Raw genomic sequence first — 23,280 nt, 5'->3', positions numbered from 1 at the left:
CTTGTCTCCAGCGATCACCAGGGGGCACTCAGGCCGATTTGAAACGGGCCATCAGCTCGGCCCGGTTCGGATCGGTCAGTGTCGCCGCCGCCCCGAATTCCAGAGGCTTCAGCAGGTCGGCGGCCGGATAGAGGATGGGATTGGCAAGAAATTCCTTGGGCAGCAGGGCGTTGACACGCGAATCCGTGCAGGGCGCGCCATTGGCGATGTGCTCCTTCACCGCATTTTCCGGCGTCATCAGATAATTGAGCAGGGCGTAGCCGGCCGGCTTGTTGGGCGCGTCCTTGGGAATGGCGTAGAAGTCGGTCCAGATCTCGCCGCCTTCCTTGCCGAGGATATATTTGATGTGGGGCAGGTCGCGATTGAGCTGGGCTCCGTCATTGGTCCAGCACATCGTCATCCAGGCATCGTTGGCGCGCATCGGCGGCTGATAGTCGGAGGACACGGCATAGAGATGGGGCTTGGCCTTGATCAGCAGTTCCTCGGCCTTGGCGAGCTCGTCCTGCTTCAGCGAATTGAAGGAATAGCCGAAATATTTCAAGGCGTTGCCGATGGTGGTGAGCTGGTAGTCATGCACCATGGTGCGATTGGAGCCCTCGGCCATGGCGGTGTCCCAGAAATCCTTCCAGCTTGCCAGCGGCTTGCCGAGCTTCTGGGTGTTCACCGCAAAGCCGGTGGTGCCCCAGTTCTTCGGCACGGCAAAGACCGTGCCGTCGATGGTGCCCTCCGCGGTGAAGCGGGCATCCTCGGTGGGGGCGCTATAGGCCGGCAGCTTGGCAAGGTCGATGGCGTCGATGAGGCCGAGCTTTTTGTAGGTGGAGATGGTGTAGTTGGTCGGCACGAACAGGCTCCAGCCGGTGGCGCCGGCCTGGAGCTTGGCCAGCATCTCCTCGTTGGAACCGAAGACGTTGACCTCGACGGCGACGCCCGTCGCCTTGGTGAAGTTCACGAAGGTCTGCGGGTCGTGATAATTGGGCCAGGTGGCGATCGACATCTTGTCGCCGAGTTCGCCGGCGGCATGGGCGGGAGCGGGCAAGATGCCGTTTTCCCGGCCGAGCACGGCCATCGCCATACCGAGGCCGGTGGCGCCGAGGAAATGGCGGCGGCTGATCGAGCCCTTCCGGTAGCGCAGGAGCTGATCGACAAAGTGTTGGGCGGAGATCGGCAGGCCGTCGCGATAGGATTTCGACATGGCTCATTTCCCTCTGGTGGTGCCGCTTTGCGCGGCTTTTAGATCGACTTCTCGATTAAGAAAATGGGTTAAAACAAAGAGTTAGAGCGAAGGTGACAATTCGAAGATAAAGTCATTTTGCTCTATCGTCGTTCAGGCGGCGAAGGCCAACGGCGCTCCCGGTGCGAAGCCGATCGAGACGCTGTCGCCCGGCCCCTTGAGGCCGGGGCCATGGGCCAGATGGTCGGCGGCGACCAGCACCGTGCCGACATCCTTGACGTCGATGGCATATTCGGCGGTCGAACCGAGAAAGATGCGGTTGTGCACGGTGCCCCGCAGGCTCGGTCCCTCGCCGGCCTCTAGGCGCATGGCTTCGGGACGGATGCTGATGCGCGCGGCCTGGCCGAGCTGGAGCGGGGTATGGCTTCGCGCCTGGAGCATGGTGCCGTCGGCCAGCACGATCCTGGCCGCCTTGCCGTCGACCTCGGCGACCTTGCCGTCGAGGAAATTGGACTTTCCGACGAAATCGGCAACGAAGAGGTCGGCCGGATCGTCATAGATCTGGCTGGGTGCCCCGGTCTGGACGATGCGGCCCTTGTTCATCACGCAGACGAGATCGCTCATCGAGAGCGCCTCTTCCTGGTCATGAGTGACGAGCACGAAGGTGATGCCGAGGGACCTTTGCAGATTCTGCAGTTCGAGCTGCATCTCGGTGCGCAGCTTCTTGTCGAGGGCGGCGAGCGGTTCGTCGAGCAGCAGTACGGCGGGCTTGTTGACCAGGGCCCGGGCCAGGGCAACACGCTGCTGCTGGCCGCCGGAGAGCTCGTGGATGCGCCGGCGGCCATAACCGGAGAGGCGCACCATGGCGAGGGCCTCGTCGACGCGCCGGGCGATCTCCGAACCAGCCAGGCGCGGACGCGCCTGGCGCAGGCCATAGGCGATGTTGTCGCCGACGGTCAGATGCGGAAACAGGGCATATTGCTGGAAGACCATGTTGACCGGGCGGCGATAGGGCGGCGTGCCGGCCATGTCCTGGCCGCGGATCATCACCTGGCCGCTGCTTGGCTGTTCGAAGCCACCGATCATGCGCAGGCAGGTGGTCTTGCCGCAGCCCGAGGGGCCGAGCAAAGCGACGAAGGCCCCGTTGGGGATGGCGAGATCGATGCCATGCACCGCGGTGACCTCACCATAGCGCTTGGCGACGGCGCGAAATTCGATATCGGGCGAGGTCCTGTCGTTCATCCGCGCTTGTCCCCTCGGTCGCTGCCAAGCCGTTTCGATCTGGCCGGTTCATTCTTGCTTTTCGGCTTTTGCGAAAGGAAAGCTAGCAGAGCCGATTTCATCTCGTATATACCTACCAGGGGGTATATACTGCATGTTTGTTCAGCACAGGGGGTAGAAATCGGCGGCACCAGGCATAATCTGGCGGCATCCACGGCGCTGGCGGAGGCGATAGGAACCGCGGGTCGCACCGGCTCGGGTGACTTCGCGCGCGCCCTGCTGGCCTGGCTCGGCCTGCATGCGCGTTTCGACCACAGCGTGGTGTTCGCCTATCGCGGCTCGGCTCGGCCGCCGATGCTGTACGAGACCTTTTCGCCGGCCGAGAGCCATATCTTCGTCGCCCTCTATCAGGATGGCGCCTATCTGCTCGATCCCTTTCATCGGGCTGCGATCGGGGGCTGCGAAGGCTTCCGGCGCATGCGCGAGCTGGCGCCCGACCGCTTCTATACGAGCGAATATTTCCGCTCCTATTACAGCCAGACGGGCCTTGCCGAGGAGGTGGGCTTTTTCGTGCAGCTCCCCGAGCAGACTTCGGTGGTGCTGTCGCTGATGCGCCTGGCGGGGTCGGGGCCGTTCGGCACCGCCGAGGCGCGCGGCCTGCGCGACCTGGCGCCGATCGTCCTCGCGCTGTGCGCCCAGCATTGGCGCGACCTGCCGGAGTTCGGCGAGACCGGCAGCCGGATGGCGACATTGCCGCTGCCGGGCAGCGATTTCGATCGCGCCCGCCTATGGGCCAGCCAGTCGCTGACGGCGCGGGAGGGCGAAATCGTCAATCTGGTGCTGCAGGGGCATTCGTCGGATTCGATCAGCCGCCTTCTGCATATCTCAGTGGGCACAGTGAAGGTGCATCGCCGCAACATTCACCACAAGCTCGGCATCCATTCCCAGGCCGGCCTGTTCGCCCGTTTCCTCTCGCTTTTGAACGAGACTGGCTAGCCTCCAGGCTAGGCCTGCCAGTCGATCAAGGCTTCACCGCGATGCAGGGCCTCCGCCTCTGCGGTGAAGCCGCCGTTCTCGTCATGCAGGATCAGCGGCGGCAGCAGGAGGAAGGGCGCGCGCGAACCCTTGACGGCGCGGATGAGCAGGCGGACGGCCGGCGCGCCGGCGTTCGGCTGCACGGGCTTGACCCGGATGTCGCCGAAGCGCCGGTCGAGGCTGGCCAGCAGCCGGGGCAGGGCATCCGCGCGGTGGATGAGGGCGAGGCTGCCTTTGGCGCGCAGGAGGGCGAGGGCGCAGAGGATCCAGGCTTCCTCATCGGCCTCGCCATGCACATGCGCGCCGGCGCGATAGGCATCGGGTGCCGGGCGAATCGTGCCGGGAAGATGGAAGGGCGGATTCATGATGACATGGTCGACCGTGCCGGGCTGCAAGGCCTGGCCCTTTGCCGGCCTTTGCGTGACGTCGGCCTCGATCGTGGCCACCCGTTCGGCAAGGCCGTTGCGCGCAGCATTCCCGGCTGCCAATGCCGCGATGACCGGATCGATCTCGACCAAAGTGACGCGACATTGCAGGCAGCGGACGGCAAGGCCGAGGCCGGCGGCGCCGATCCCCGCACCGAGGTCGTAGACCATCTCTCCCGCAGCCGGCAAAAGACAGGCCGAAAGCAAGGCGGCGTCGGTTCCGACCCGATGGCCCCGGGCCGGCTGTGAGAGCTGCAGCCGACCGCCGAGAAAAGCCGAGAGTGTGGTCTCGGTTGCGGTCACGGCGTGCGCAGCTCCTTGCCGAGGCCGGCCTCGGTCAGCCGCTGGCGCGCCAGCACGCTCTGATCCGTGTCGACCAGTATGCGGCGCGGGATCATGCCGAGCGAGCCTTCAAGCACGCTCATATGGGTGTCCAGCACGAGATGGACCACGCCTGCCTCTGTGAGCAGGGCCTCGATATAGGAGATCAGCACGGGATCATTGGTACGAACGATTTCTTCCATGCGGCAATGGTTGCGATTATCGCAACAATTGCAATGTGCTTGTTGGCGCGACAACTGCGAGCTTGTATGGGGAGCCACGCATTTCTATGGTGCCGGCAAAACGGAGTGCATGTATTGGGCGTCGTTGTCGCATTCGAGGACAAATCCGGGTCGCAAGGATCGATCCAGCCGATCGTCGACCTGACCAAGGCGGATATGGCGCGGGTCAATGCCACCATCCTGTCGCGGACGGGGTCGGAGGTGACGATGATTCCTGAAGTCGCCAACCATCTGATCTCTTCCGGAGGCAAGCGACTGCGCCCGATCCTGACCCTGGCGACTGCCCAGCTTGCCCGCTACCAGGGCGAGGGGCATGTGAAGCTGGCCGCCTCCGTGGAGTTCATGCATACGGCCACGCTTTTGCACGACGATGTCGTCGACGAGAGCGATATGCGGCGCGGCAAGCCGGCCGCGCGCATACTGTGGGGCAATGAGGCGAGCGTGCTGGTCGGCGATTTCCTGCTCGGCCAGGCTTTCAAGATGATGGTGGAAGTCGGCTCGCTCAAGGCACTCGACATCCTCTCGACCGCTGCGACGGTGATCGCCGAGGGTGAAGTGGCCCAGCTTGCCGCCGCCAAGAATACGGCGACCACCGAGGACGAATATCTGGCGGTGATTCGCGGCAAGACGGCGGAGCTCTTCGCGGCCGCCTGCGAAGTCGGCCCGGTTCTGGCCGAGCGCCCCAAGGATGAGCAGGCCGCCTGCCGTTCCTTCGGCATGAATCTCGGCATTGCCTTCCAGCTCGTCGACGATGCGCTCGACTATGGCGGCTCGGACACCAAGCTCGGCAAGAATGTCGGCGACGATTTCCGCGAGGGCAAGATCACCCTGCCGGTGGTGCTGGCCTTCCGACGCGGCAATGAGGGCGAGCGCGATTTCTGGCGCCGCACGCTGGAACGCGGCGAGATCACGGAAGCCGATCTCGAGCACGCCATCGGCCTGATGCGCCGCCACAAGACGCTGGAAGATACCATCGAGCGCGCCCGTCATTATGGGGCCATGGCCAAGGATGCCCTGGCGCTGTTCGCCGACAGTCCGATGAAATCGGCCCTGGCGGATGTGGTGGAGTTCTGTATCGGCCGCGCTCACTGAGCGCCGGCCGGCCCCTTTTGGCCGGATGCGGAACTCGACAAGCGTATTTATGCGGGCGGTCCGAGGCCGTCCAGGGAAGCAAGCCCATGGCTGATCTTTTCGACGTTTCCGTTCCGGTTTTCCTGCGCTATCTCACCAATCTCGACGCGATCCTCGACAAGACGGCCGAGCATCTGCAGCTCCGGGGCACTGAGCAGGCGGAGGTCCTCAACCTGGCCCTGCAGCCGAACATGTTCCCTTTGAAGTGGCAGGTTCGCATCGCGCTGGGCTTCTCCATCCGGGCCATCAACCCGGTGCTGCAGCAACCGATCATGCTCGATGACGGCCCGATCGAATCGATCGAGGACATCCGCCTCTTGCTGGGAAACACCATCGCGCGGCTCAAAAACGTCTCGCGGCGTGATTTTGCCGGCGGGGAAGCCAGGCTCGTACGGGAGAAGGCCGGCCAGGCGGTGTTCGAGGCCAAGGCCGTCGAATTCGTCACTCAATATGCCTTGCCGAACTTCTTCTTTCATCTCGGCATGGCCTATTCACTCTTGCGCCTTGCCGGTTGCCCGATCGGCAAGGGTGATTTCGACGGCTTCCACCAGTATGAAGCCGGCCTCAACCTGGTGCCGGAGATGCCGGCGCAGCCGCAGCCGCTGATGCAGCGGCTACCCGGTTGAAGCATGCGCGCCTGGCTGCGCAGCAGCCGGAGCCTCTCGTCAAAGGGCGGTGATCAGCTTTCGGAGCAAGCCATCGAGGGTTTCCTGCTCGGCCCGCGTCAGCACCGACAGCAGCCGCTCCTCATTGGCAACATGGCGCGCGATAGTCTCGTCGATCACGGCCTTGCCGGCCTCGGTGAGGGCGATCAGCTTGCCGCGGCGGTCATTGGGATCGGGGCGCCTCTCGACCAGGCCGGCGTGTTCCAGCCTGTCGAGGCGATTGGTCATGCCGCCCGAGGAGATCATCGCCGCTTCGTAGAGCCGGGTCGGCGAAAGCATATAGGGCTCGCCCGAACGCCTCAGCGTAGCCAGCACGTCGAACTCGCCGGGCTGCAGGCCCGCGGCGGCGAAGAGCGGGTTCATATGGTCGCGCAGCACCCGTTCGGACGCATCGGACAAGCGGCCGAACACCGCCATCGGCAAGGAGGGAAGGTCGGGGCGTTCGCGAGCCCATTGTTCGACGGCAATATCGGCGCGGTCCATCGGCAGGTTCTCTTGACGAAAAGTATCTTGACATTAAGATACCTTTCGTCTACTAACATCATAGCGAGATAATAAATCAACTCGCCCATTCGGTGAAGGAGGAAGTGATGGCCAAGATGATTTTCTTGAATCTGCCGGTGCGCGATCTTGCCGCCGCAACTGCATTCTATGTCGCGCTGGGCGGCGAGGTGAACCCGCAATTTTCCGATGAGCAGACCAAATCGGTGGTGCTTTCGGATGCGATCGTCGTGATGCTGCTCACCCATGAGCGCTATGGTCAGTTCACCAAGCGCCCGATCGGTGATGCGCGCCAGTGGAGCCAGGCCCTGATCGCCCTCAATGTCGACACCCGCGATGGTGTGGATGCGACGCTGGCCCGCGCCACGGCGGCGGGCGGGCGCGCCGATCCCAACCCGGCGCAGGACCATGGCTTCATGATCAGCCGCAGCGTCGAGGATCCCGACGGCAATGTCTGGGAAATCGTGTGGATGGATCCCGCTGCGATGGCGCCGCAGGGCTGAGGCGCGAATGCATCACCCTCCCCTGGAGGTATCGGCACTTCCTCTTGGAAGTGCCGATACCTCCAGGGGGTGAAACTTGTGCTTGGGCTTCACCTGCACCCCGCAATTCAGGGGACATCCTGTGGCTGCGCGGCGCGTCCCGCCAGAATGCGCGTTCCCGCAGCCAGGATAATCGCAACCACGATCAGGAAGGCGGCGGTGGCGAATGTCGCCTGCATGCCGAAGGCGACGGCCTCCAAAGGGGCTTTGGCGATGTCGCCCATTCCGGCGGCAAAACGGAAGATGGCTCCCATGGCCGAAGCCCCGGTTATCAGGCCCAGATTGCGCGACAAATTGACGAGGCCCGATGTCACGCCTCGCCGGTCCGCTGGGATACCGGCCATGACGACGGTGTTGTTCGCGGCCTGGAAAAGCTGGTAGCCCGGCGTCAGGATGACGATGCCGGCAATATAGCCGGCGACGCCGAACGCCGGGCCCATCATGGACAGGGCGATGGCTCCGACTGCCATCTCGGTGAGGCCGATAAGGATCAGGCGAGGCGCACCCAGGCGATCGACGATGCGTCCGGCAAACACGCCGCTCAGGATGGAAAGGACCGGGCCGACCGCCATCACCGCTCCGATTTCAGCTTCGTCGAGAGCGAAGACGCTGGACAGATAGAATGGCCCGACCACGAAGGTCGTCATCATCACCGTCGCGACCAGGGCGCTCGTTGCCAAATTGACGCTCAGCTCCTCGCTACGGAAGGCGGCCACTTGGATCAGGGGTGAGCTGACACGTGCCTCCGCCAGCAGGAAGAGACCGCCGCCGATGACGGTTGCCAGCAGCAGACTCGTGCCGATCCAGCCGGGAGTGCCGCGTCCCGTGGTCATGGCCAGGGCATAGGCGGCGAGCGTTGCGGCCAGCAGCAGCGTGCCGAGGCTGTCGAAGCTGTTGCGGACATCCCGGGATTTGCCGCCGTCCTCGCGCAGGAATCGATGGGCAAGATAGAAGGCCAGGAGGCTCAGGGGGACATTGACGAGGAAGATGCTCCGCCAGCCGAAGGCGGAAATCATGAGGCCTCCGAGCGATGGCCCCAGAGCGGTGCCGACGGCCGACATCGTACCGAGCAGCCCCATGGCACTGCCGGTCCTTTCCCTGGGAACGGCTTCGCCGATAACAGCCATGCCGAGAGCCGCCATGATGGCTGCGCCGAGGCCCTGGGCGGCGCGAGCCGCGACCAGCAGCCCGAATGTGGGCGCCACTGCGCAGGAAGCGGAAGCCAGCGTAAACAGGGCGAGCCCGGCCAACAGCAGCCTGCGCCGCCCGACGATGTCCCCCAATCGGCCGACACTGACGACCAAAGTGGTCATCGCCAGCAGATAGGCCAGCACGATCCACTGCACCTGCTCGAATGAGGCCGAGAAGGCCGTGGCCAAGGTCGGCAGGGCGACATTGGCGATGCTGGTGCCCAGGGACGACAGCAGGATGCAGAGGGAAAGGCAGGCAAGCGCTCCGTGGAACTTGGGCGTGGCCTTTTCATGCATTCGTCCATCGTCTCTGGTGGCTGATTTCGGCATGGATCGCGTCTTCCGTCGGTTCGAAGGTGGAACCACCGAAAGATAGGCCTGTGCCTGACATGGCGGAATGCGCATCATTTGCACTTCATTCGTGCATCAGACGCCATGCCATAATTGACTTTGGATGCTATGATCGACCCATGTCGCTTCCCGATTTCAATCTTCTCATCACGCTCGACGTTCTGCTGACGGAAGGCAGTGTCGCCCGAGCGGCCCGCCGCCTCAGGCTCAGCCCCTCGGCGATGAGCCGGGCCCTGGCCCGCTTGCGCGAGACGACCGGTGATCCCCTGTTGGTTCGGGCCGGCCGCGGGCTCGTGCCGACGCCGCGGGCTCTGGAACTGCGCGAACGCGTCGGCCAACTCGTCCAGAGTGTCGAAAGCGTTCTTCGTCCGGTAGAAGCGCTCAACCTGAAAAAGCTCACGAGAACCTTCACCCTTCGCAACCGGGAGGGCTTCGTCGAGAATTTCGGACCCGATCTCATTGCTCATGTCCGCGAACAGGCGCCGGGGGTCACGCTCCGGTTCGTGCCGAAAGTCGACAAGGACAGCACGCCTCTGCGGGACGGCAGCGTGGATCTGGAGACGGGCGTGATCGGCGATTCGATGGGACCGGAGGTGCGGGCGCAGGCCCTGTTCCGCGATCGTTTCGTCGGTGTCGTCAGGATGGGGCATCCTCTGAGCGAGGCTCTGGTCACGCCTGAGCGCTATGCCGGCGGAAGCCATGTTCTGATTTCTCGCCGAGCCCTCTATCGGGGGCCTGTCGACGGCAGGTTCGAAGCGCTTGGCCTCAAGCCGAACATTGCCACGATCGTCAGCGGTTTTGCCGAAGCCCTGGCCCTGGCCCGCTCGACCGACCTGATCGCCACCGTGCCCGAGCGTTCCACCGGTCGGCTGCGCGCCGGGCTGTTCTGCTTCCCGCTGCCGTTTGCCTTGCCGGAGATCACGATTTCTCTGCTCTGGCACCCGCGGCTCGATGCCGACCCGGCGCATCGCTGGCTGAGGGATTGCGTCCGAAAGGTCTGCATGGAGCAGCTTGCCGGTTAGGCCGGCTCATCATTTCATGGGATGCCTGCGATCCAAAAAGAGGGACATCCTACGGTGCCATGGCCGGCCTCAGCCCGGACAGCAGCCGGGCGAGACCGGGATCGTCCACGATGATGGAGGCGTCGCCGAGGCCCATCCATTGCACGCGGCGCTCGGCCTGTTCCTTCCACGCCGGCAGCATGCCGGTGACGCGCAGGGGATAGACGTTCACCTTGATCAGTTCGAAGCGGTCGGCGAGACGTTTCCAATAGATAAAGGAGCCGAGCGCCTTCTTGCGCGGCTTGCCGGTCAGCCCCGCTTCCTGCTCGGCCTCGATGCGCGCGGCGACATGATCCTTGCGGCCCTTGATGGGCCAGCCCTTCGGCACCGTCCAGCGATGGGTAGTGCGGGTGGTCACCAGGCAGACCTCGATGCGACCGTCCTTTTCGCGAAGCGGCAAGGCCGCGACCTGGCGGCGCGTCGGATTGGGCAGGATGTCGGTGGCGGTACTCGGCATGGTACTCTCACGCTTCCAGGGCAAAGCGCGTTGGGACGGGAACGTGCTTTGCTCTAACTCTTTGTTTCCTCGCGTCTTTGCGATTCTTGGCGATGCCGCCAGGAATCACAAAACGCTATGGTGGAGCAAAGGCTCCTACGCGACTGACTTGCCGATATCTTTGCTCAAGCACCGCTATGCCGGCGTGACACGACGCACGCGCCGGGCAGGGGGTGCCTCATGGCGTGCCGAATATGTCGAGCGATGGTCCTTCCGGGTGCGCGGACGTCACAGCGACATGCCTGCATGTCTTGGCGTCCGCGCTCCCGGAAGGAGCCTATCTCCTCGAACTTGGTATCATTCCTCAGCCGGCAGGACCTGCTTGCGCTTGCCGAGCAAAGCCAGGATCGCGGCTCCCTTCACGGCGACTGCCAGGATCAGCGTGATCACGATGATCAGGAAGGCAGCTGCGGCGATGGCCGGGCTGATGTTCTCCCTGAGCGACGAGAACATCTGCCGTGCCAGCGTGGTCTGGTTGGGGCCGGCGACGAACAGGGTGATCACCACCTCGTCGAGCGAGGTGGCGAAGGCGAAGGCAGCGCCGGTGAGGATGCCGGGCAGAGCGAGCGGGAAGGTCACGGCTCGGAAGACGGTGCCGGGCGAAGCGCCGAGGCTGGCCGCCGCCTTTTCCAGTGCCGGATCGATACTGGCAAGCGAACCGGAGACGTTGACCAGCACGAAGGGTACGCACAAAACGGCATGGGCGATGATCACGCCCGCATAGGAGGAGGCGAGGCCGAGCCGGGCATAGAGGATCTGCATGCCGACGCCGAGCACCACCGCCGGCACCACCATGGGCAGCAGGAAGATCGAGCGCAGCACGCCCGAGAACGGCACCAGATTGCGCCTGAGGCCGAGGGCGGCAAGCGTGCCAACCACGGTGGACAGCACCGTCGCGCCCGAGCCCACGATCATGGAGTTGACGATCGAGCGCTGCCAGGCGTCGCTGGTGGCGAGCGTATCGAACCAGCGTGTCGAGGGGCCCGTCATCGGGTAGGTCAGGAACACGCTGTCGGTGAAGGCCAGCGGCAGGATCGCCGCCAGCGGGACGACCAGGAACGCCACGATCAGCGCGCCGAAGGCAAGGCGCAGGGCGTTGAAGGAATTCTTGCCCAATCCCATCATGGCTGCACCATTGGCGTGCGCGAGAGCCGTCCATAGACGAGGTAGAGCACCGTGGTCGGCACCAGCAGGAAGATGCCGAGCGCGCCGGCCATGCCCCAATTGGCGGTGCCGGTGGCATAGAAGGCGATTACCGAGGAGATCATCTGCTCGTTCGGGCCGCCGACCAAAGCGGGGGTGATGTAGTAGCCGAGCGCCACCATGAAGACGAGGAGCGAGCCGGAGAGCACGCCCGGCATGGCCAGCGGCAGGAGAACGTGGCTGAAGGCCCGCAGCGGGGGGGCGCCGAGCGAGGCGGCGGCCGGCATCAGATTGCGCGGAATGGCGACGAGGCTAGCATAAACAGGTAGCACCATGAAGGGCAGTAGCACATGCGTCATGGCGATGAGGATGCCGGTGCGGTTGTAGATCAGCGGCAGCGAGGCATCGATCAGGCCGAGGGCCTTCAGCGTCTGGTTGATCAGCCCGTTCTCCTGCAGCAGGATCATCCAGGCGGCGGTTCGCACCAGGAGTGAGGTCCAGAGCGGCAGCAGCACGGAGAGCAGCAGGAGATTGCGTTTCCAGCCCGAGAGGCTTGCGGCCAGCATGGCGAAGGGCAGGCCGATGGCGACGCAGAGCAGCGTCACCTGCAGGGCGATCATGAAGGTGCGCAGCATGATCATGCGGTTTACGGCCATATCCGCAGGCACATTGGCGATGCTGCCGTCATCGGCGCGCTTGAGATCGACCGCAGCCAGGAGGTTCGCATCCGTGTAGGACGGCATCGAGCGCTTCAGCGCCAGCCAGAAGGCAGGCTGCCCCCAGCGCGGATCGATGCCGGCGAGGGGAGGCGGGCTGTTTTCGGGGGCGTTGCGCACGGCAGTGGCGGTCTTCGGCAAGAGGGTGCGGAAGCCCGCCTGCTGGCTGTTGAGCGCGCGCACGGCATCGCCGAATTGCTCCTGGGGGATCGTCGTACGCAGATCCTTGGCGAGCGCGGCCTGGACCTCGGCCGGCGGCAGGCCGTCGCCCTTCCAGCCGGCGATCGCCTCCGCCGTCAGCGGGAAGGCATGACGCACGGTGCCGCCCTGCACGGAGGTGACGATCATCATGCCGAGCGGCCACAGGAAGAAGATGCCGAGAAAGGCGATGAGGGGAAGCACCAGGAGAGCGGCCTTGAGCCGCGCCGCCGCCGTCATGGCAGGACCAGCGTGCAGTCGTCGGGCGCGAAGCCGACATGGACCTCGGAACCGATGGCCCGGCTCGCCTCGCGCCTATCGGCCTTGGCCACGAGGCGGCGTTCGCCGCTCGACAGATGCAGCCGGACATGGTCGCCGTGATAGACGTCATCCTCGACGCGCACGGGCAGGCTGTTGGCCAGGGTCGGCGCATCGCTCAGATGTAGCCTTTCGGGCCGCACGGAGACCAGCACCTGCGCACTCGGCTTCGGCGAAAGCTCGGTGCGACAGGAGACTGTCGGTCCCAAAGCGAGCTCGACGGTGGCCAGGCCGTCCGAGCAGGATTTCAGGGTACCGTCGAGCAAATTGGTCTCGCCGATGAATTCGGCGACGAAGCGCGTGCGCGGACGGTCGTAGAGGCCCGATGGCGTGTCGAGCTGCTCGATCTTGCCGAGATTGAGCACGGCGACCCGGTCCGACATGGTCAGGGCCTCGCCCTGGTCATGCGTGACGAAGATCACGGTGAGGCCGAGCTTGCGATGCAGCTCGCGGATCTCGAGCTGCATGTGCTCGCGCAACTGCTTGTCGAGTGCGCTGAGCGGCTCGTCCATCAGCACCACCTTGGGTTCGTAGACGAGGGCGCGCGAGAGAGCGATGCGCTGCTGCTGGCCGCCCGAGAGTTGGGAGGGCTTGCGGTCCTTGAGATGGCCGAGGCGAACCAGGTCGAGCGCCTTGGTCACCCGGGCGTCACGCTCCGCCCGGCCGATCCCGCGCATCTTGAGCGGAAAGGCGACGTTCTCGGCGATGCTCATATGCGGAAACAGGGCGTAGTTCTGGAAGACCACGCCCATGTTGCGCTTGTAGGAGGGCAGGTTCTCCACGCGGGTGCCGTCGACGAGCAAGGCGCCGCTGCTGGGTGCCTCGAAGCCGGCCAGCATCATCAGGAGGGTTGTCTTGCCCGACCCGGAGGGGCCGAGCAGGCTGACGAATTCGCCCTGGCCGACATGGAAGTCGAGATTGTCGACGACCTTCATCGTGCCGAAGGATTTGCTGACACCGTCGAAGTGAATGAACGAGTCCATCGGATCCGAAAAGCTCCTTCCAGGCGCGGGCCTTGGGAAGTTGGAATGAGCGATGTCCACACGGACATCGAGACGCAACCCAGCCGGCATTAACGCAGCCTTGTCATGCCCGGGCTCGACCCGGGCATCCAGTGCCTCGCCTCAACCTTGAAAGCGGTCCTGGATTGCCGGGTCAAGCCCGGCAACGACAAAGGCTGGTGCCCGAGAGCAGGCGCATGCTGGAGAAAGGACGGGCCTACTGCCCGAGCCAGGCGTTGAAGCGCTTGGTCAGATCCTCGATGTTGTCATTCCAGAATTCGGTGTCGATGGAGACCGAATCCGTCATGTTGGCCGGCGAGGTCGGCAGATCGACGGCAAGATCGGCGGGCACCTGGGCGGCCGCGGCCTTGCTCGGCAGGCCGTAGGCGATGTCCTGCGGCAACTTGGACTGGTTCTCCGGCAGGCTGGCGAAGGCGATGAAGTCCATCGCCGCATCCTTGTTCGGGCTGCCCTTGAGGATGACCCAGCTGTCGACGGCGTAGATCGAGCCCGGCCACACGCCCTTGAAGTGCGTACCTTCGGTCTTGTTGATGCCGGTGATGCGGCCATTATAGGCCGAGGTCATCACCACCTGGCCCGACTTCAGGAGCTGAAGCGGCTGGGCGCCCGATTCCCACCAGACCATGTCGCCCTTGATCTCGCCGAGCTTCTTGAAGGCACGATCGACGCCCTCGGGCGTGCGCAGCACCGTGTAGACGTCCTTGGGGGCGACGCCATCGGCCATCAGCGCGAATTCGAGGGCGTATTTGGGGCCGCGTCGCAAGGCGCGCTTGCCCGGAAACTTCTTGGTGTCCCAGAAATCGGCCCAGGATTTCGGGGCTTCCTTCAGCTTGTCGCTGTCATAGGCGAGCTGGGTTGACCAGACGATGGCGCCCACGCCGCAATCGCTGACGGCACTGTCGATGAACTTGTCCTTGCCGCCGAGCTTGTTCCAGTCGAGCGGCTCGTAGATGCCGTCAGCACAGCCGATCGCCAATTCCTCGGCCTCGACCTGCACGGCATCCCAATTGGGCGTGCCTGCCTTGACCTTGGCCTGCAGTACGCCGATGCCGCCGTCCCAGGCCTCGTCGAGCACCGGCTTGCCGGTCTTCTCGGAGAAGGGCTTGAAATAGATCTTGCGCTGGGCGTCCTGGTAGTTCCCGCCCCAGGATACGACGGTGAGGTCGCGCGCCGAAGCGCTGGCGACGCCGGCGAGGACGGTGCCCAAGGCGATGCCGGAGGCAAGAAGGAGGTGTTTGAAGCGCATTGCGGTCTTCCCCACTGGTTCGGTCTCTGGTTTGCGTCGCAGTGTCTTTCCCGGAGGAAGGACCCGCTTCGTCTGTTGCACGCGGCTCACCGCCGCATGGAATTGTCGCATCGGAACCCGCGAGCCCGCCAATGGCAATGGCAGCGCCCGCTTCCGGTGAAAAAATTAGACGCCGATCTCCGCAAGCAGCTGCTTGGGAGCGAGGCGCAGGGCTGCCGCCCGGCGATGGCCTTCCAGCCCCTCGCTGGCGCTCTGCCGAATGGCCGGCGGGGCGACTGCGGCGACGCCGCGATCGTCCAGCCACTGATGGGTGCAGGTCTTGAGGTAGGATCCGACCCACAGGCCTCCTGTGTAGCGCCCCGCGCCCATGGTGGGCAAGGTGTGGTTGGTGCCGCAGCACTTGTCCGAATAGACCACGCTGGCCGAGACGCCGATGAACAGCGAGCCGTAATTGCGCAGCCTGGCTGCGGTGGCGTGGGCATCGCGCGTGTGCACCTCAAGATGTTCGGCAGCGATAAAGTCCGAATAGGCCAGCATGGCCCCTTCGTCTTCGCACAGCACGATCTCGCCATAGTCGCGCCACGCCGGACCGGCGACATTGGCGGTGGGCAGGTTGGCGAGCTGGCGCTCGACCTCGGCCAGGGTCGCTTCGGCCAGGGCCCTGTCCGTGGTGATCAGGCCGACGCGCGTGCGTACGTCGTGCTCGGCCTGCGCCAGGAGATCGACGGCGATGGTGACCGCGTCTCCCGTCTCGTCGGCCACCACGAAGATCTCGCTGGGGCCGGCGAGCTGGTCGATGCCGACAAGGCCGAAGACCTGGCGCTTGGCCTCGTTGACGAAGGCATTTCCGGGGCCGAAGATCTTGTCGACGGCCGGGATGCTCTCGGTACCATAGGCCATGGCGGCAATGGCCTGGGCGCCGCCGACCCGGAAGATGCGGTCGGCGCCGGAGAGGTGGCAGCCGGCAATCATGGCCTGGTGAGCGCCCGGCGGCAGGCAGGCGATCACCTCGTCGCAGCCGGCGACCTTGGCGGGCACGATGGTCATCACCGGCGCCGACAGCAGCGGATAGCGCCCGCCGGGCACATAGGCGCCGACACGGGCGATCGGGATGATGCGATGGCCAAGATGCAGGCCCGGCAGGGCCTCGATCTCCAAGGGCAGCAGCGTGGCGCGCTGGGCCTCGGCAAAAGCGCGCACCCGCTCGATGGCGAATTCGGTATCGGCTCGGGTCTGCGGGTCGAGGGCATCCACGGCCGCCTGGCGCTCGGCGGCGGTCACCTCGAAGCGCTCCACATCGACCTTGTCGAACTCGCGCGAATAGTCGCGCAGCGCCGCATCGCCGCGTTTGCGCACCTCGTCGACGACCTGCTTCACGGTGGCTTCCACGGACGCATTGTCGGTGAGGGCGCTGCGTCCCGGTGCCTTGATGCGTGTGATGCGAGCTTGGATGGTGGCGTCGAGCATTGGTGGCCTTTTTCTCTAATTCTTTGTTTTGGCGCATTTTCTGAATCAGGAAGTCGATCAACTTCTTGGAAAATGCCTTGGGAAGCGAGATGCCCAAAGACTTGCCGCCGCAAGCGCCCGGCGCAATTGCCCCAGACTGGCTCGTTCAATATATTCACCACTTGCGTGATGCCATGCCCAAGGAGGGACGATGAAGATCGGAGACAAGCTGCGCGAATTGCGCCACCGGCGCAAGCTCAGCGTCAGGGAGGTCGCCCTGCGCTCGGGTGTCTCGCACTCCTCGGTCTCGCTGATCGAACGGGACCTGATCAGCCCCTCGCTCGACACGCTGAGAGCGGTTCTCGACGCGCTCGGCACCACGCTGCCGGGCTTCTTCATCGATCTCAAATCCGCGCTGCCGCAGAGCCCCTTCTACCGGGCCGCCGACCTGACCGAGATCGGGCAGCCGGAGGCGATCTCCCATCGCGTCATCGGCCTCGATTATCCCAACAAGTCCATGCTGCTGCTGCACGAGACCTACGCGCCCGGCGCCGATTCAGGCGAGGCCTATGCCCATTCGGCGCAGGAAGGCGGCATGGTGCTGAGCGGCGCCATCGAGATTACCGTCGACGGCAAGGTCGAGGTGCTCCGTGCCGGCGATGGCTATTATTTCGACAGCCGGCTGCCGCACCGTTTTCGCAACATCTCGGACGGGCGCAGCGAGATCGTCAGCGCGATCACGCCGCCGACCTATTAGGCTATCAAGGACGCAATCTAACGAGGCCGAGTAGAGCGCGACAATCCCTCCCCGACTTCGGGGAGGGTGGCCCGGCAAAGCCGGGTCGGGTGGGGGAGAGTGGCGCAGTCGATCATATTTGACAGATGGGCGCCACTCTCCCCCTTCCGCCGCTGCTTCGCATCGGCACCTTCCCCGAAGTCGGGGAAGGATGATCGCGCGCCATTCTGAGAACCGAGGCCTGATGGCCGAAACAGCCATACAGGCAGGCACCCTGGTCGATTTACCGACCATTGCGCGGCCTCTCCCGCCATGCGGGGGTTGCGTCGAGGCCTGAGGGATGGGAGAGGGGGATGCCATGGCGCCTCCACAGACATCGACCGTTCTTTCAACGCCGGCCCCGCCTGTTTCCAAGGCACGTGCGGAGGCCATCATCCGTGATCATTACGGCCTCGACGTCGAAGCCTTCCCGCTGATCGGCGAGCGCGACAACAATTTCCGGCTCCGGGCGGGCGACGGACGCGAGTTTCTCCTGAAGATCGTCAACCCGGCCGAAGATGTGGCGGTGACCGATTTCCAGACGGAGGCCCTGCTGCATATCGCCCGAAGGGATGCCGACCTGCCGGTGCCTCGGGTCGTGCGTACGCAGGCCGGCGAAGCCTATTTCTGGCTTGAGGAGCCCGGGCAGCCGCCGCGCCTGGTGCGCGTGCTGACCTATCTGCCCGGCACGCCTCTGGCCAAGCTCGAACGGGGCCCCGCGCTTCGCCGCAATCTCGGCGCCGGCCTTGCCCAGCTCGACCGCGCCCTGGACGGTTTCGAGCATGCCGGCAGCCCGGCCGACCTGTTGTGGGACCTCACCCACGCCCCCAGCCTGCGGCCGCTGGTCGTGCATGTCGAGGACGAGGAGGCTCGCGCCCTCGTCACCGCCGTGCTGGACCGGCTCGAGGCCCACACATTGCCCCTGACGGCCGGGCTTCGAACCCAGGTGATTCATAACGACTTCAACCCCTCCAACATCCTGGTCGGACCGGGAGATGACGGTGCGTTGGACCAGCTCGCCGGCATCATCGATTTCGGCGACATGGTGCGAGCCCCGTTGGTCAACGAGGTGGGCGTATCGGCCTCCTATCATATCGGGGAAGGGGTAGACTTCCTGGAGCCGGTCAAGCAGTTCGTCGCCGGTTACAACCGCATCCAGCCCCTGCAGGACGATGAGATCGGCTGCCTGTTCGATCTCATCTGCGGCCGCATGACGCTGACGGCCATTATCACGGCCTGGCGCTGCACGCTGGAGCCCGGCAATCGCGACTACATCCTGCGCAATGCCGGCCGGGCCTGGGCGGGATTGGCTGCCGCGCGCTCGCTCTCGTCAAACCAGGCGGCGGACGAATTCCACCTTTACCTGAGCAAGGATCGCCTCTCATGACCATGGTCAATGCCTTCGATCCCAGCAACACGGCCGGCTTTGCCGCCGATGAGGCAGCCCTGATCGAGCGCCGCCGGCGCGTGCTCGGTCCTGCCTATCGTCTGTTCTATGCCCATCCGGTGCATGTGGTCAGGGGCGAGGGCGTCTGGCTTTACGGGCCCGACGACACGGCCTATCTCGACGCCTACAACAATGTCGCCAGCGTCGGTCATTGCCACCCGCATGTGGTGGCGGCGCTGGCGCGCCAGGCCGGGGTGCTCAACACCCATACGCGCTATGTCACCGACGGCATTCTCGACTATGCCGAGCGGCTGGTCGCGACCATGCCGGCCGAGATCTCCAACATCATGTTCACCTGCACCGGCAGCGAGGCCAACGACCTGGCCTTGCGCGTCGCCAAGGCTGTGACCGGCGGTACGGGCGTCATCGTCACGCAGAACGCCTATCATGGCGTGACGGATGTGCTCGCCCAGATGTCGCCCTCGCTCGGCGCGGGGGCGCCGATCGCCGAGACGGTGCGGGTGGTGCCTGCTCCCACATCTGCCGACACGACCGGCGAAGCCTTTGCGCAAGGCGTGAAGGCGGCGATTGCCGATATGGCTGTTCATGGCATCCGACCTTCGGCGCTGCTGGTCGACACCATCTTCTCCAGCGACGGCGTCTTCGCCGACCCGCCGGGCTTCCTGCGTCCGGCGGTGGAGGCCATCCGCGCTGCCGGCGGCCTGTTCATCGCCGACGAGGTTCAGCCCGGCTTCGGCCGTACCGGCGCCGGCATGTGGGGCTTTGCCCGGCATGACATCGTTCCCGATCTCGTCACCATGGGCAAGCCGATGGGCGATGGCCATCCGATGGCGGCCATGGCGGCGAGGCCCGAGCATCTCGAAGCCTTCGGGCGCGAGGTGCGCTATTTCAACACCTTCGGCGGCAATCCCGTCTCCTGCGCGGTGGGCATGGCCGTGCTCGACGTTATCGAGAACGAAGGCCTGATCGCCAATGCCCGTGACGTCGGCGCCGCGCTCAAGCGCGGCATTGAGGATCTCGGCAGGCATGATGGCCGTATCGGCGAAGTGCGCGGGGCAGGGCTGTTCATCGGCGCCGACATCGTCGATGCCAAGGGTGCCCCCGACGCCGCAGCGGCCGCCGCCATCGTCAACGGCCTGCGCGAGCGCCAAGTGCTGATCTCGGCTACCGGACTGCGGGGGCACAGCCTGAAGATCCGCCCGCCCATGGTGTTCTCGCATGAGAATGCGGCCTTGCTGATCGAGCGATTGAAGGCGACGCTGGTGGACCTGTAGGGGCCCACCAAGGTATAGCCCCTTCTCTCCTCGCGGGAGAAGGGGCGGCTGGACGAGGGCGATGAGTTTCACTTAGGAAGGGCAGAGCGCTTCAATTCGTCATAGCCGGGCTTGACCCGGCTATCCAGCGCCACAGACAGGCGGGCAAGAGACTGGATTGCCGGGTCAAGTGTAAAGACCGCGGACGTAGCTCGCGCAAACTCCGATGGTGTTTTAGCGAACGACATTGAGCCGGACGAGGCGACGTATCACCCGCAAGGAACCTCGACGCGGACGCAGCCGTCCAAATCTACATGGTTTCAGGACCGGCTCGCCGTCGCCCGAAAATCCTCGGCCGTCATGACATAGACGAGGCTCGGCGCTTGCCCCGGCACATCGTCGAGAAAGCCATCGCGGCGCATCGCCAGTCTCTCGAGCGTTCGGATCGAGGGGAGATTGGCCGGCCGGACGAGCGCGAAGACCGCCTCGCTGCCCAGGTCCTCAAAGGCGTGTTCTAGGCCTGCACGGCCGAGTTCCGTGGCCAGGCCCTGACCCCAGGCTTCGGGGGCGAATCGAAAGCCGAGATTGAGGCGTTCCTCGCTGCCATAGGTTCGGTAACCGACGCCGCCGAAGCCGATCAGGTGTTCGGGATTGTCTGCGGCCGCCACCGCCCATGTCCCGAAGCCGTGCCGACGCCAATGCTCGATCCAGCGTGCAAGTGCCCGCTCGCTGGCTGCGATATTCGGGGTCGGACCCGCCGGATTGTAAAGATTGGTCGCCGGATCGCCGTGGATCTCGAAATGCCGTTCGAGATCGGACACAGCAGGTTGACGCAAGACCAGACGTCCAAATCGCTTCATGATTTTCGGCATCCGCGGCTGGGGCTCGGCAATCCGCGGGATCCCGCGCTGGCCCTGCAGCGGGCCTATCATCGGATCACGGCCTTTCCAAGCGACAGCGGCGCGAGCAGGACAATAAAAAACCGCCCGAGAGCTCGGGCGGTTTTCAACAGCGCCCGGTTCGGGCCGCTTAGTTGAGCTTGGCGCGCACCTCGTTGAGGGCAGCCGACATCAGATTGCCGGTGCTGGCGGGCGGCTGGTCGGCAAGGATCGTGGTGGCAGCCTTGACGGCGGCATCGGCAGCGGCGGCCTTGACCTCGGCGACGGCCGACGTTTCGGCCTGGGCGATCTTCTGATCGGCAAGCTTGGTGCGGCGCGCCACGAAGTCTTCGATCTTGGCGATCTGCTCGGCCTTGAAGCGCTCGGCCTCGGCCTTGGCAGCCTCGATCATCGCAGCAGCTTCGGCTTCCGCTTCCTTCTGCTTCTTCTGATAGTCGGCCAGCAGTTTCTGGGCTTCCTCGCGCAAGGCGCGAGCCTGCTCGAGCTCGGCGCGCACGGCATTGCCGCGGGCATCGAGGCCCTTGCCGATCTGGCCAAAGGCCCCGAGCTTCCAGGCGATGGCCAGGAAGATCAGCGTGGCGATGAGGATGTAGAACTCGGGCCCGGCAGGGTTGAAGAGTTCATGGATCATCTCGGCGAAATATTCGATCACGCCCGCCTCCCTTAGTTAGCCAAGGCCGTGTTGACGGCAGACTGGACCGTCTGCGGCTCAGGGGCCTTGCCGAGCAATTGCTCGATGATGGCGGTGGTGGCGTCGACGGCGATGCCGTTGACGTTGCCGAGGGCAGCCTGCTTGGTCGCCTGGATCTTGGCTTCCGCCGCTGCCAGCTTGGCCGAGAGATCGGCCTCGAGCGACTTGCGGGTGGTGTCCGTTTCGGCAGTCACGGCAGCTCGGGTTTCGGCCGCGATGTTCTGGGCCTTGGCGCGAGCCTTGATGAGGGAGGTCTGGTATGAGGCCACGGCCTCATCGCTGTCCGCCTTCGCCTTCTGCGCAGCCGCAAGGTCCGCCGCGATCTTAGCTGACCGCTCGGAGAGGATGCCGGCGATGCGCGGGAGCGCGATCTTCGACATCAGGATGTAGAGAAGCCCGAAAGCGATGACCAGCCACACAAGCTGTGAGGCAAAGGACGAGCTGTCAAAGGGCGGAAATGCGCCCTTGGCCCCATGTGCATCGCCGGGAACCTCGGTTCCTGCGTGACTTTCAGCCATGAAACACCTTCAACGGATGTGAACTCACGTTTTTGCAGGCCAAGCTACAAACAGATTGAGCCACAAACAGATGGAATTGCTGCCAGTTCTAGAGCAAAGCGCGTTTGGACGGAAACGCTTGTTTGCCCTAGCGCTTTGGTTCGACACGTCTTTGCGATTCTTGGCGGGACCGCCAGATCGCAAAACGCTTTAGCCACTGAAACGACAGACGGCCCCGCGATTTCTAGAAAAAACCGCGAAAGCCGTCCCGTTCGGCGTGGCTGGCGCGGATCAGACTGCGAAGAGGAGCAGCAGAGCGACGAGCAGCGAGAAGATGCCGAGAGCTTCGGTCAGAGCGAAGCCAAGGAGCAGAGTGCCGCGCTGGCCGTCGGCAGCCGACGGGTTGCGCAGGGCGCCCGAGAGGAACTGGCCGAACAGGTTGCCGAGGCCGATACCAGCGCCGGCCATGCCGATGCAAGCGAGACCAGCGCCGATATACTTAGCTGCGACGGGATCCATGGAGAACTCCTGTTGGTGTAGGTTTTGTTGGATTTAGACGGGATCAATGGCCGGGATGAAGGGCGTCATTGAGGTAGATGCAGGTCAGCGTAGCGAAGACATAGGCTTGCAGCACGGCAACCAGCACTTCGAGCGCCACCAGGGCGATCACGAGAAGCAGGGGCAGGGGCGAAAGGATCGCCGTCAGCGCGCCGGCGCTGGCGAGCATGACGATGAAGCCTGCGAAGATCTTCAGCGCGATGTGCCCGGCCAGCATGTTGGCGAAGAGACGGACGGAGAGGCTGATCGGACGCGAGACGAAGGAGATGATCTCGATCGCCACCAGCAGCGGCAGCAGCACGGCCGGAACGCCGGAGGGTACGAACAGCTTCAGGAAGTGGGCGCCGTTCTTGTAGAAACCATAGAGGATCACCGTGGCGATCACCAGGGCCGCCAGCGCGAAGGTGACGATGATGTGGCTGGTGACGGTGAAGAAGCCGGGAATCAGGCCGAGCACGTTGCAGAACAGCACGAACATGAACAGCGAGAACACCAGCGGCATGAAGCGCATGCCCTCGTTCCCGGCCGAGGAGCGCACGGTGCCGGCCACGAATTCATAGAAGGTCTCGGCGAGGGACTGCCAGCGGCCCGGCACGGTGGCGCGGGCAGAGGTCGTGGCAATCATCACCAGCGCGATGAGGATCACCGCCAGGAACATGAAGAGAGCCGAATTGGTGAACGCGATGCTGCCGATATGGAAGAGCGGCTTGATCTCGAACTGCGTAATCGGACTATGCATCGCCTGGCAGGCCCTGTCT

At 64.5% G+C, this 23,280-nt stretch carries 25 protein-coding genes; 8 read left to right on the top strand and 17 right to left on the bottom strand.

Annotation, left to right across the window (positions count from 1 at the left end):
• Positions 1 to 28: 28 nt before the first annotated feature.
• Positions 29 to 1,192 (bottom strand): ABC transporter substrate-binding protein, encoded by a 1,164-nt coding sequence (locus ACZYTC_RS14505; protein WP_488989866.1) that lies wholly within the window; start codon positions 1,190 to 1,192, stop codon positions 29 to 31.
• A gap of 132 nt (positions 1,193 to 1,324) precedes the next feature.
• Complete coding sequence (locus tag ACZYTC_RS14500) at positions 1,325 to 2,413, bottom strand: ABC transporter ATP-binding protein (protein ID WP_488989865.1); 1,089 nt, start codon at positions 2,411 to 2,413, stop codon at positions 1,325 to 1,327.
• Between the two features lie 297 nt (positions 2,414 to 2,710).
• Here ACZYTC_RS14500 and ACZYTC_RS14495 point away from each other — a divergent pair, with 297 nt between their 5' ends.
• Positions 2,711 to 3,388, top strand: coding sequence for a helix-turn-helix transcriptional regulator (locus ACZYTC_RS14495; RefSeq protein WP_488989864.1), 678 nt, complete (start codon positions 2,711 to 2,713; stop codon positions 3,386 to 3,388).
• An 8-nt stretch (positions 3,389 to 3,396) separates the two neighbouring features.
• On the opposite strand, the gene ACZYTC_RS14490 is transcribed toward ACZYTC_RS14495, so the two are convergent.
• Together ACZYTC_RS14490 and ACZYTC_RS14485 are read right to left on the bottom strand one after the other, a co-directional pair.
• On the bottom strand, positions 3,397 to 4,155 hold the full coding sequence (locus tag ACZYTC_RS14490; RefSeq protein ID WP_488989863.1) for a tRNA1(Val) (adenine(37)-N6)-methyltransferase: 759 nt from the start codon (positions 4,153 to 4,155) through the stop codon (positions 3,397 to 3,399).
• On the bottom strand, positions 4,152 to 4,376 hold the full coding sequence (locus ACZYTC_RS14485; protein ID WP_149251743.1) for a putative signal transducing protein: 225 nt from the start codon (positions 4,374 to 4,376) through the stop codon (positions 4,152 to 4,154). The genes ACZYTC_RS14490 and ACZYTC_RS14485 overlap by 4 nt, the downstream gene beginning before the upstream one ends.
• A 114-nt stretch (positions 4,377 to 4,490) precedes the next feature.
• Between ACZYTC_RS14485 and ACZYTC_RS14480 the strand changes: the two genes are divergently transcribed.
• Complete coding sequence (locus ACZYTC_RS14480; protein WP_488989862.1) at positions 4,491 to 5,507, top strand: polyprenyl synthetase family protein; 1,017 nt, start codon at positions 4,491 to 4,493, stop codon at positions 5,505 to 5,507.
• A gap of 86 nt (positions 5,508 to 5,593) precedes the next feature.
• Positions 5,594 to 6,172 (top strand): DUF1993 family protein, encoded by a 579-nt coding sequence (locus ACZYTC_RS14475; protein ID WP_434955398.1) that lies wholly within the window; start codon positions 5,594 to 5,596, stop codon positions 6,170 to 6,172.
• Between the two features lie 39 nt (positions 6,173 to 6,211).
• Here the strand turns inward: ACZYTC_RS14475 and ACZYTC_RS14470 are convergent, their stop codons facing one another.
• Positions 6,212 to 6,694, bottom strand: coding sequence for a MarR family winged helix-turn-helix transcriptional regulator (locus ACZYTC_RS14470; protein ID WP_481274015.1), 483 nt, complete (start codon positions 6,692 to 6,694; stop codon positions 6,212 to 6,214).
• A 107-nt stretch (positions 6,695 to 6,801) separates the two neighbouring features.
• Here ACZYTC_RS14470 and ACZYTC_RS14465 point away from each other — a divergent pair, with 107 nt between their 5' ends.
• On the top strand, positions 6,802 to 7,215 hold the full coding sequence (locus ACZYTC_RS14465) for a VOC family protein (protein WP_434955400.1): 414 nt from the start codon (positions 6,802 to 6,804) through the stop codon (positions 7,213 to 7,215).
• Between the two features lie 107 nt (positions 7,216 to 7,322).
• Here the strand turns inward: ACZYTC_RS14465 and ACZYTC_RS14460 are convergent, their stop codons facing one another.
• Entirely contained in the window at positions 7,323 to 8,741 is a 1,419-nt protein-coding gene (locus ACZYTC_RS14460; RefSeq protein ID WP_488989861.1) for an MFS transporter, read from the bottom strand.
• A 173-nt stretch (positions 8,742 to 8,914) separates the two neighbouring features.
• On the opposite strand from ACZYTC_RS14460, the gene ACZYTC_RS14455 reads away from it, so the two are divergent.
• The gene (locus tag ACZYTC_RS14455) at positions 8,915 to 9,817 is read left to right on the top strand and encodes a LysR family transcriptional regulator (protein ID WP_488989860.1); all 903 of its coding nucleotides are present in this window, start codon (positions 8,915 to 8,917) and stop codon (positions 9,815 to 9,817) included.
• Between the two features lie 49 nt (positions 9,818 to 9,866).
• Here the strand turns inward: ACZYTC_RS14455 and ACZYTC_RS14450 are convergent, their stop codons facing one another.
• From ACZYTC_RS14450 to hisD, 6 genes are all read right to left on the bottom strand, one after another.
• Positions 9,867 to 10,313: an NUDIX hydrolase gene (locus ACZYTC_RS14450; protein WP_434955403.1), complete on the bottom strand. Its 447-nt coding sequence runs from the start codon at positions 10,311 to 10,313 to the stop codon at positions 9,867 to 9,869.
• A 336-nt stretch (positions 10,314 to 10,649) separates the two neighbouring features.
• Positions 10,650 to 11,474: an ABC transporter permease gene (locus tag ACZYTC_RS14445; protein WP_434959604.1), complete on the bottom strand. Its 825-nt coding sequence runs from the start codon at positions 11,472 to 11,474 to the stop codon at positions 10,650 to 10,652.
• A complete protein-coding gene (locus ACZYTC_RS14440) occupies positions 11,474 to 12,649 on the bottom strand; it encodes an ABC transporter permease (RefSeq protein WP_434955404.1) in 1,176 nt (391 codons plus the stop codon). The genes ACZYTC_RS14445 and ACZYTC_RS14440 overlap by 1 nt, the downstream gene beginning before the upstream one ends.
• Positions 12,646 to 13,710 carry an ABC transporter ATP-binding protein gene (locus tag ACZYTC_RS14435; protein ID WP_434955405.1) on the bottom strand — a complete coding sequence of 355 codons (1,065 nt, stop codon included), beginning with the start codon at positions 13,708 to 13,710 and terminating at the stop codon, positions 12,646 to 12,648. Before ACZYTC_RS14435 ends, ACZYTC_RS14440 begins: the two co-directional genes overlap by 4 nt.
• 235 nt (positions 13,711 to 13,945) lie before the next feature.
• Positions 13,946 to 14,995, bottom strand: coding sequence for an ABC transporter substrate-binding protein (locus tag ACZYTC_RS14430; protein ID WP_434955406.1), 1,050 nt, complete (start codon positions 14,993 to 14,995; stop codon positions 13,946 to 13,948).
• 165 nt (positions 14,996 to 15,160) lie between these two features.
• Positions 15,161 to 16,462 carry a histidinol dehydrogenase gene (gene hisD, locus ACZYTC_RS14425; RefSeq protein WP_441772788.1) on the bottom strand — a complete coding sequence of 434 codons (1,302 nt, stop codon included), beginning with the start codon at positions 16,460 to 16,462 and terminating at the stop codon, positions 15,161 to 15,163.
• A gap of 190 nt (positions 16,463 to 16,652) precedes the next feature.
• Here hisD and ACZYTC_RS14420 point away from each other — a divergent pair, with 190 nt between their 5' ends.
• The 3 genes from ACZYTC_RS14420 (at position 16,653) to ACZYTC_RS14410 (ending at position 19,898) form a co-directional block, all read left to right on the top strand.
• A complete protein-coding gene (locus tag ACZYTC_RS14420; RefSeq protein ID WP_434955408.1) occupies positions 16,653 to 17,198 on the top strand; it encodes a cupin domain-containing protein in 546 nt (181 codons plus the stop codon).
• A gap of 337 nt (positions 17,199 to 17,535) precedes the next feature.
• Complete coding sequence (locus tag ACZYTC_RS14415; protein ID WP_441772789.1) at positions 17,536 to 18,603, top strand: phosphotransferase; 1,068 nt, start codon at positions 17,536 to 17,538, stop codon at positions 18,601 to 18,603.
• Positions 18,600 to 19,898, top strand: coding sequence for an aspartate aminotransferase family protein (locus ACZYTC_RS14410; protein WP_441772790.1), 1,299 nt, complete (start codon positions 18,600 to 18,602; stop codon positions 19,896 to 19,898). The genes ACZYTC_RS14415 and ACZYTC_RS14410 overlap by 4 nt, the downstream gene beginning before the upstream one ends.
• Positions 19,899 to 20,197: 299 nt before the next feature.
• Here ACZYTC_RS14410 and ACZYTC_RS14405 read toward each other — a convergent pair whose 3' ends face one another.
• From ACZYTC_RS14405 to ACZYTC_RS14385, 5 genes are all read right to left on the bottom strand, one after another.
• Positions 20,198 to 20,713, bottom strand: a complete 516-nt coding sequence (locus tag ACZYTC_RS14405) for a GNAT family N-acetyltransferase (protein ID WP_441772791.1) — start codon at positions 20,711 to 20,713, stop codon at positions 20,198 to 20,200.
• A gap of 193 nt (positions 20,714 to 20,906) precedes the next feature.
• Complete coding sequence (locus ACZYTC_RS14400; RefSeq protein WP_149255299.1) at positions 20,907 to 21,407, bottom strand: F0F1 ATP synthase subunit B family protein; 501 nt, start codon at positions 21,405 to 21,407, stop codon at positions 20,907 to 20,909.
• 32 nt (positions 21,408 to 21,439) lie between these two features.
• Positions 21,440 to 21,985, bottom strand: a complete 546-nt coding sequence (locus ACZYTC_RS14395; protein ID WP_441772792.1) for a F0F1 ATP synthase subunit B — start codon at positions 21,983 to 21,985, stop codon at positions 21,440 to 21,442.
• A 270-nt stretch (positions 21,986 to 22,255) separates the two neighbouring features.
• Complete coding sequence (locus tag ACZYTC_RS14390) at positions 22,256 to 22,483, bottom strand: F0F1 ATP synthase subunit C (RefSeq protein WP_068291855.1); 228 nt, start codon at positions 22,481 to 22,483, stop codon at positions 22,256 to 22,258.
• Positions 22,484 to 22,526: 43 nt separating this feature from the next.
• Positions 22,527 to 23,261 carry a F0F1 ATP synthase subunit A gene (locus tag ACZYTC_RS14385; protein WP_434955413.1) on the bottom strand — a complete coding sequence of 245 codons (735 nt, stop codon included), beginning with the start codon at positions 23,259 to 23,261 and terminating at the stop codon, positions 22,527 to 22,529.
• Positions 23,262 to 23,280 lie beyond the last annotated feature (19 nt).

The sequence above is a fragment of the Labrys sp. F242 genome (genome assembly GCF_057813875.1).
The sequence above is the reverse complement of the archived record's forward strand: the minus strand, read 5'-3'. Positions and strand labels throughout refer to the sequence as shown.

Bases quoted from the DNA above. Each gene is read 5' to 3' on its own strand.
- ACZYTC_RS14505 (WP_488989866.1), bottom strand. From the start codon at position 1,192: ATGTCGAAATCCTATCGCGACGGCCTGCCGATCTCCGCCCAACACTTT.
- ACZYTC_RS14500 (WP_488989865.1), bottom strand. From the start codon at position 2,413: ATGAACGACAGGACCTCGCCCGATATCGAATTTCGCGCCGTCGCCAAG.
- ACZYTC_RS14485 (WP_149251743.1), bottom strand. From the start codon at position 4,376: ATGGAAGAAATCGTTCGTACCAATGATCCCGTGCTGATCTCCTATATC.
- ACZYTC_RS14475 (WP_434955398.1), top strand. From the start codon at position 5,594: ATGGCTGATCTTTTCGACGTTTCCGTTCCGGTTTTCCTGCGCTATCTC.
- ACZYTC_RS14470 (WP_481274015.1), bottom strand. From the start codon at position 6,694: ATGGACCGCGCCGATATTGCCGTCGAACAATGGGCTCGCGAACGCCCC.
- ACZYTC_RS14465 (WP_434955400.1), top strand. From the start codon at position 6,802: ATGGCCAAGATGATTTTCTTGAATCTGCCGGTGCGCGATCTTGCCGCC.
- ACZYTC_RS14460 (WP_488989861.1), bottom strand. From the start codon at position 8,741: ATGCATGAAAAGGCCACGCCCAAGTTCCACGGAGCGCTTGCCTGCCTT.
- ACZYTC_RS14455 (WP_488989860.1), top strand. From the start codon at position 8,915: ATGTCGCTTCCCGATTTCAATCTTCTCATCACGCTCGACGTTCTGCTG.
- ACZYTC_RS14450 (WP_434955403.1), bottom strand. From the start codon at position 10,313: ATGCCGAGTACCGCCACCGACATCCTGCCCAATCCGACGCGCCGCCAG.
- ACZYTC_RS14445 (WP_434959604.1), bottom strand. From the start codon at position 11,474: ATGGGATTGGGCAAGAATTCCTTCAACGCCCTGCGCCTTGCCTTCGGC.
- ACZYTC_RS14440 (WP_434955404.1), bottom strand. From the start codon at position 12,649: ATGACGGCGGCGGCGCGGCTCAAGGCCGCTCTCCTGGTGCTTCCCCTC.
- ACZYTC_RS14435 (WP_434955405.1), bottom strand. From the start codon at position 13,710: ATGGACTCGTTCATTCACTTCGACGGTGTCAGCAAATCCTTCGGCACG.
- ACZYTC_RS14430 (WP_434955406.1), bottom strand. From the start codon at position 14,995: ATGCGCTTCAAACACCTCCTTCTTGCCTCCGGCATCGCCTTGGGCACC.
- hisD (WP_441772788.1), bottom strand. From the start codon at position 16,462: ATGCTCGACGCCACCATCCAAGCTCGCATCACACGCATCAAGGCACCG.
- ACZYTC_RS14420 (WP_434955408.1), top strand. From the start codon at position 16,653: ATGAAGATCGGAGACAAGCTGCGCGAATTGCGCCACCGGCGCAAGCTC.
- ACZYTC_RS14415 (WP_441772789.1), top strand. From the start codon at position 17,536: ATGGCGCCTCCACAGACATCGACCGTTCTTTCAACGCCGGCCCCGCCT.
- ACZYTC_RS14410 (WP_441772790.1), top strand. From the start codon at position 18,600: ATGACCATGGTCAATGCCTTCGATCCCAGCAACACGGCCGGCTTTGCC.
- ACZYTC_RS14400 (WP_149255299.1), bottom strand. From the start codon at position 21,407: ATGATCCATGAACTCTTCAACCCTGCCGGGCCCGAGTTCTACATCCTC.
- ACZYTC_RS14395 (WP_441772792.1), bottom strand. From the start codon at position 21,985: ATGGCTGAAAGTCACGCAGGAACCGAGGTTCCCGGCGATGCACATGGG.
- ACZYTC_RS14390 (WP_068291855.1), bottom strand. From the start codon at position 22,483: ATGGATCCCGTCGCAGCTAAGTATATCGGCGCTGGTCTCGCTTGCATC.
- ACZYTC_RS14385 (WP_434955413.1), bottom strand. From the start codon at position 23,261: ATGCATAGTCCGATTACGCAGTTCGAGATCAAGCCGCTCTTCCATATC.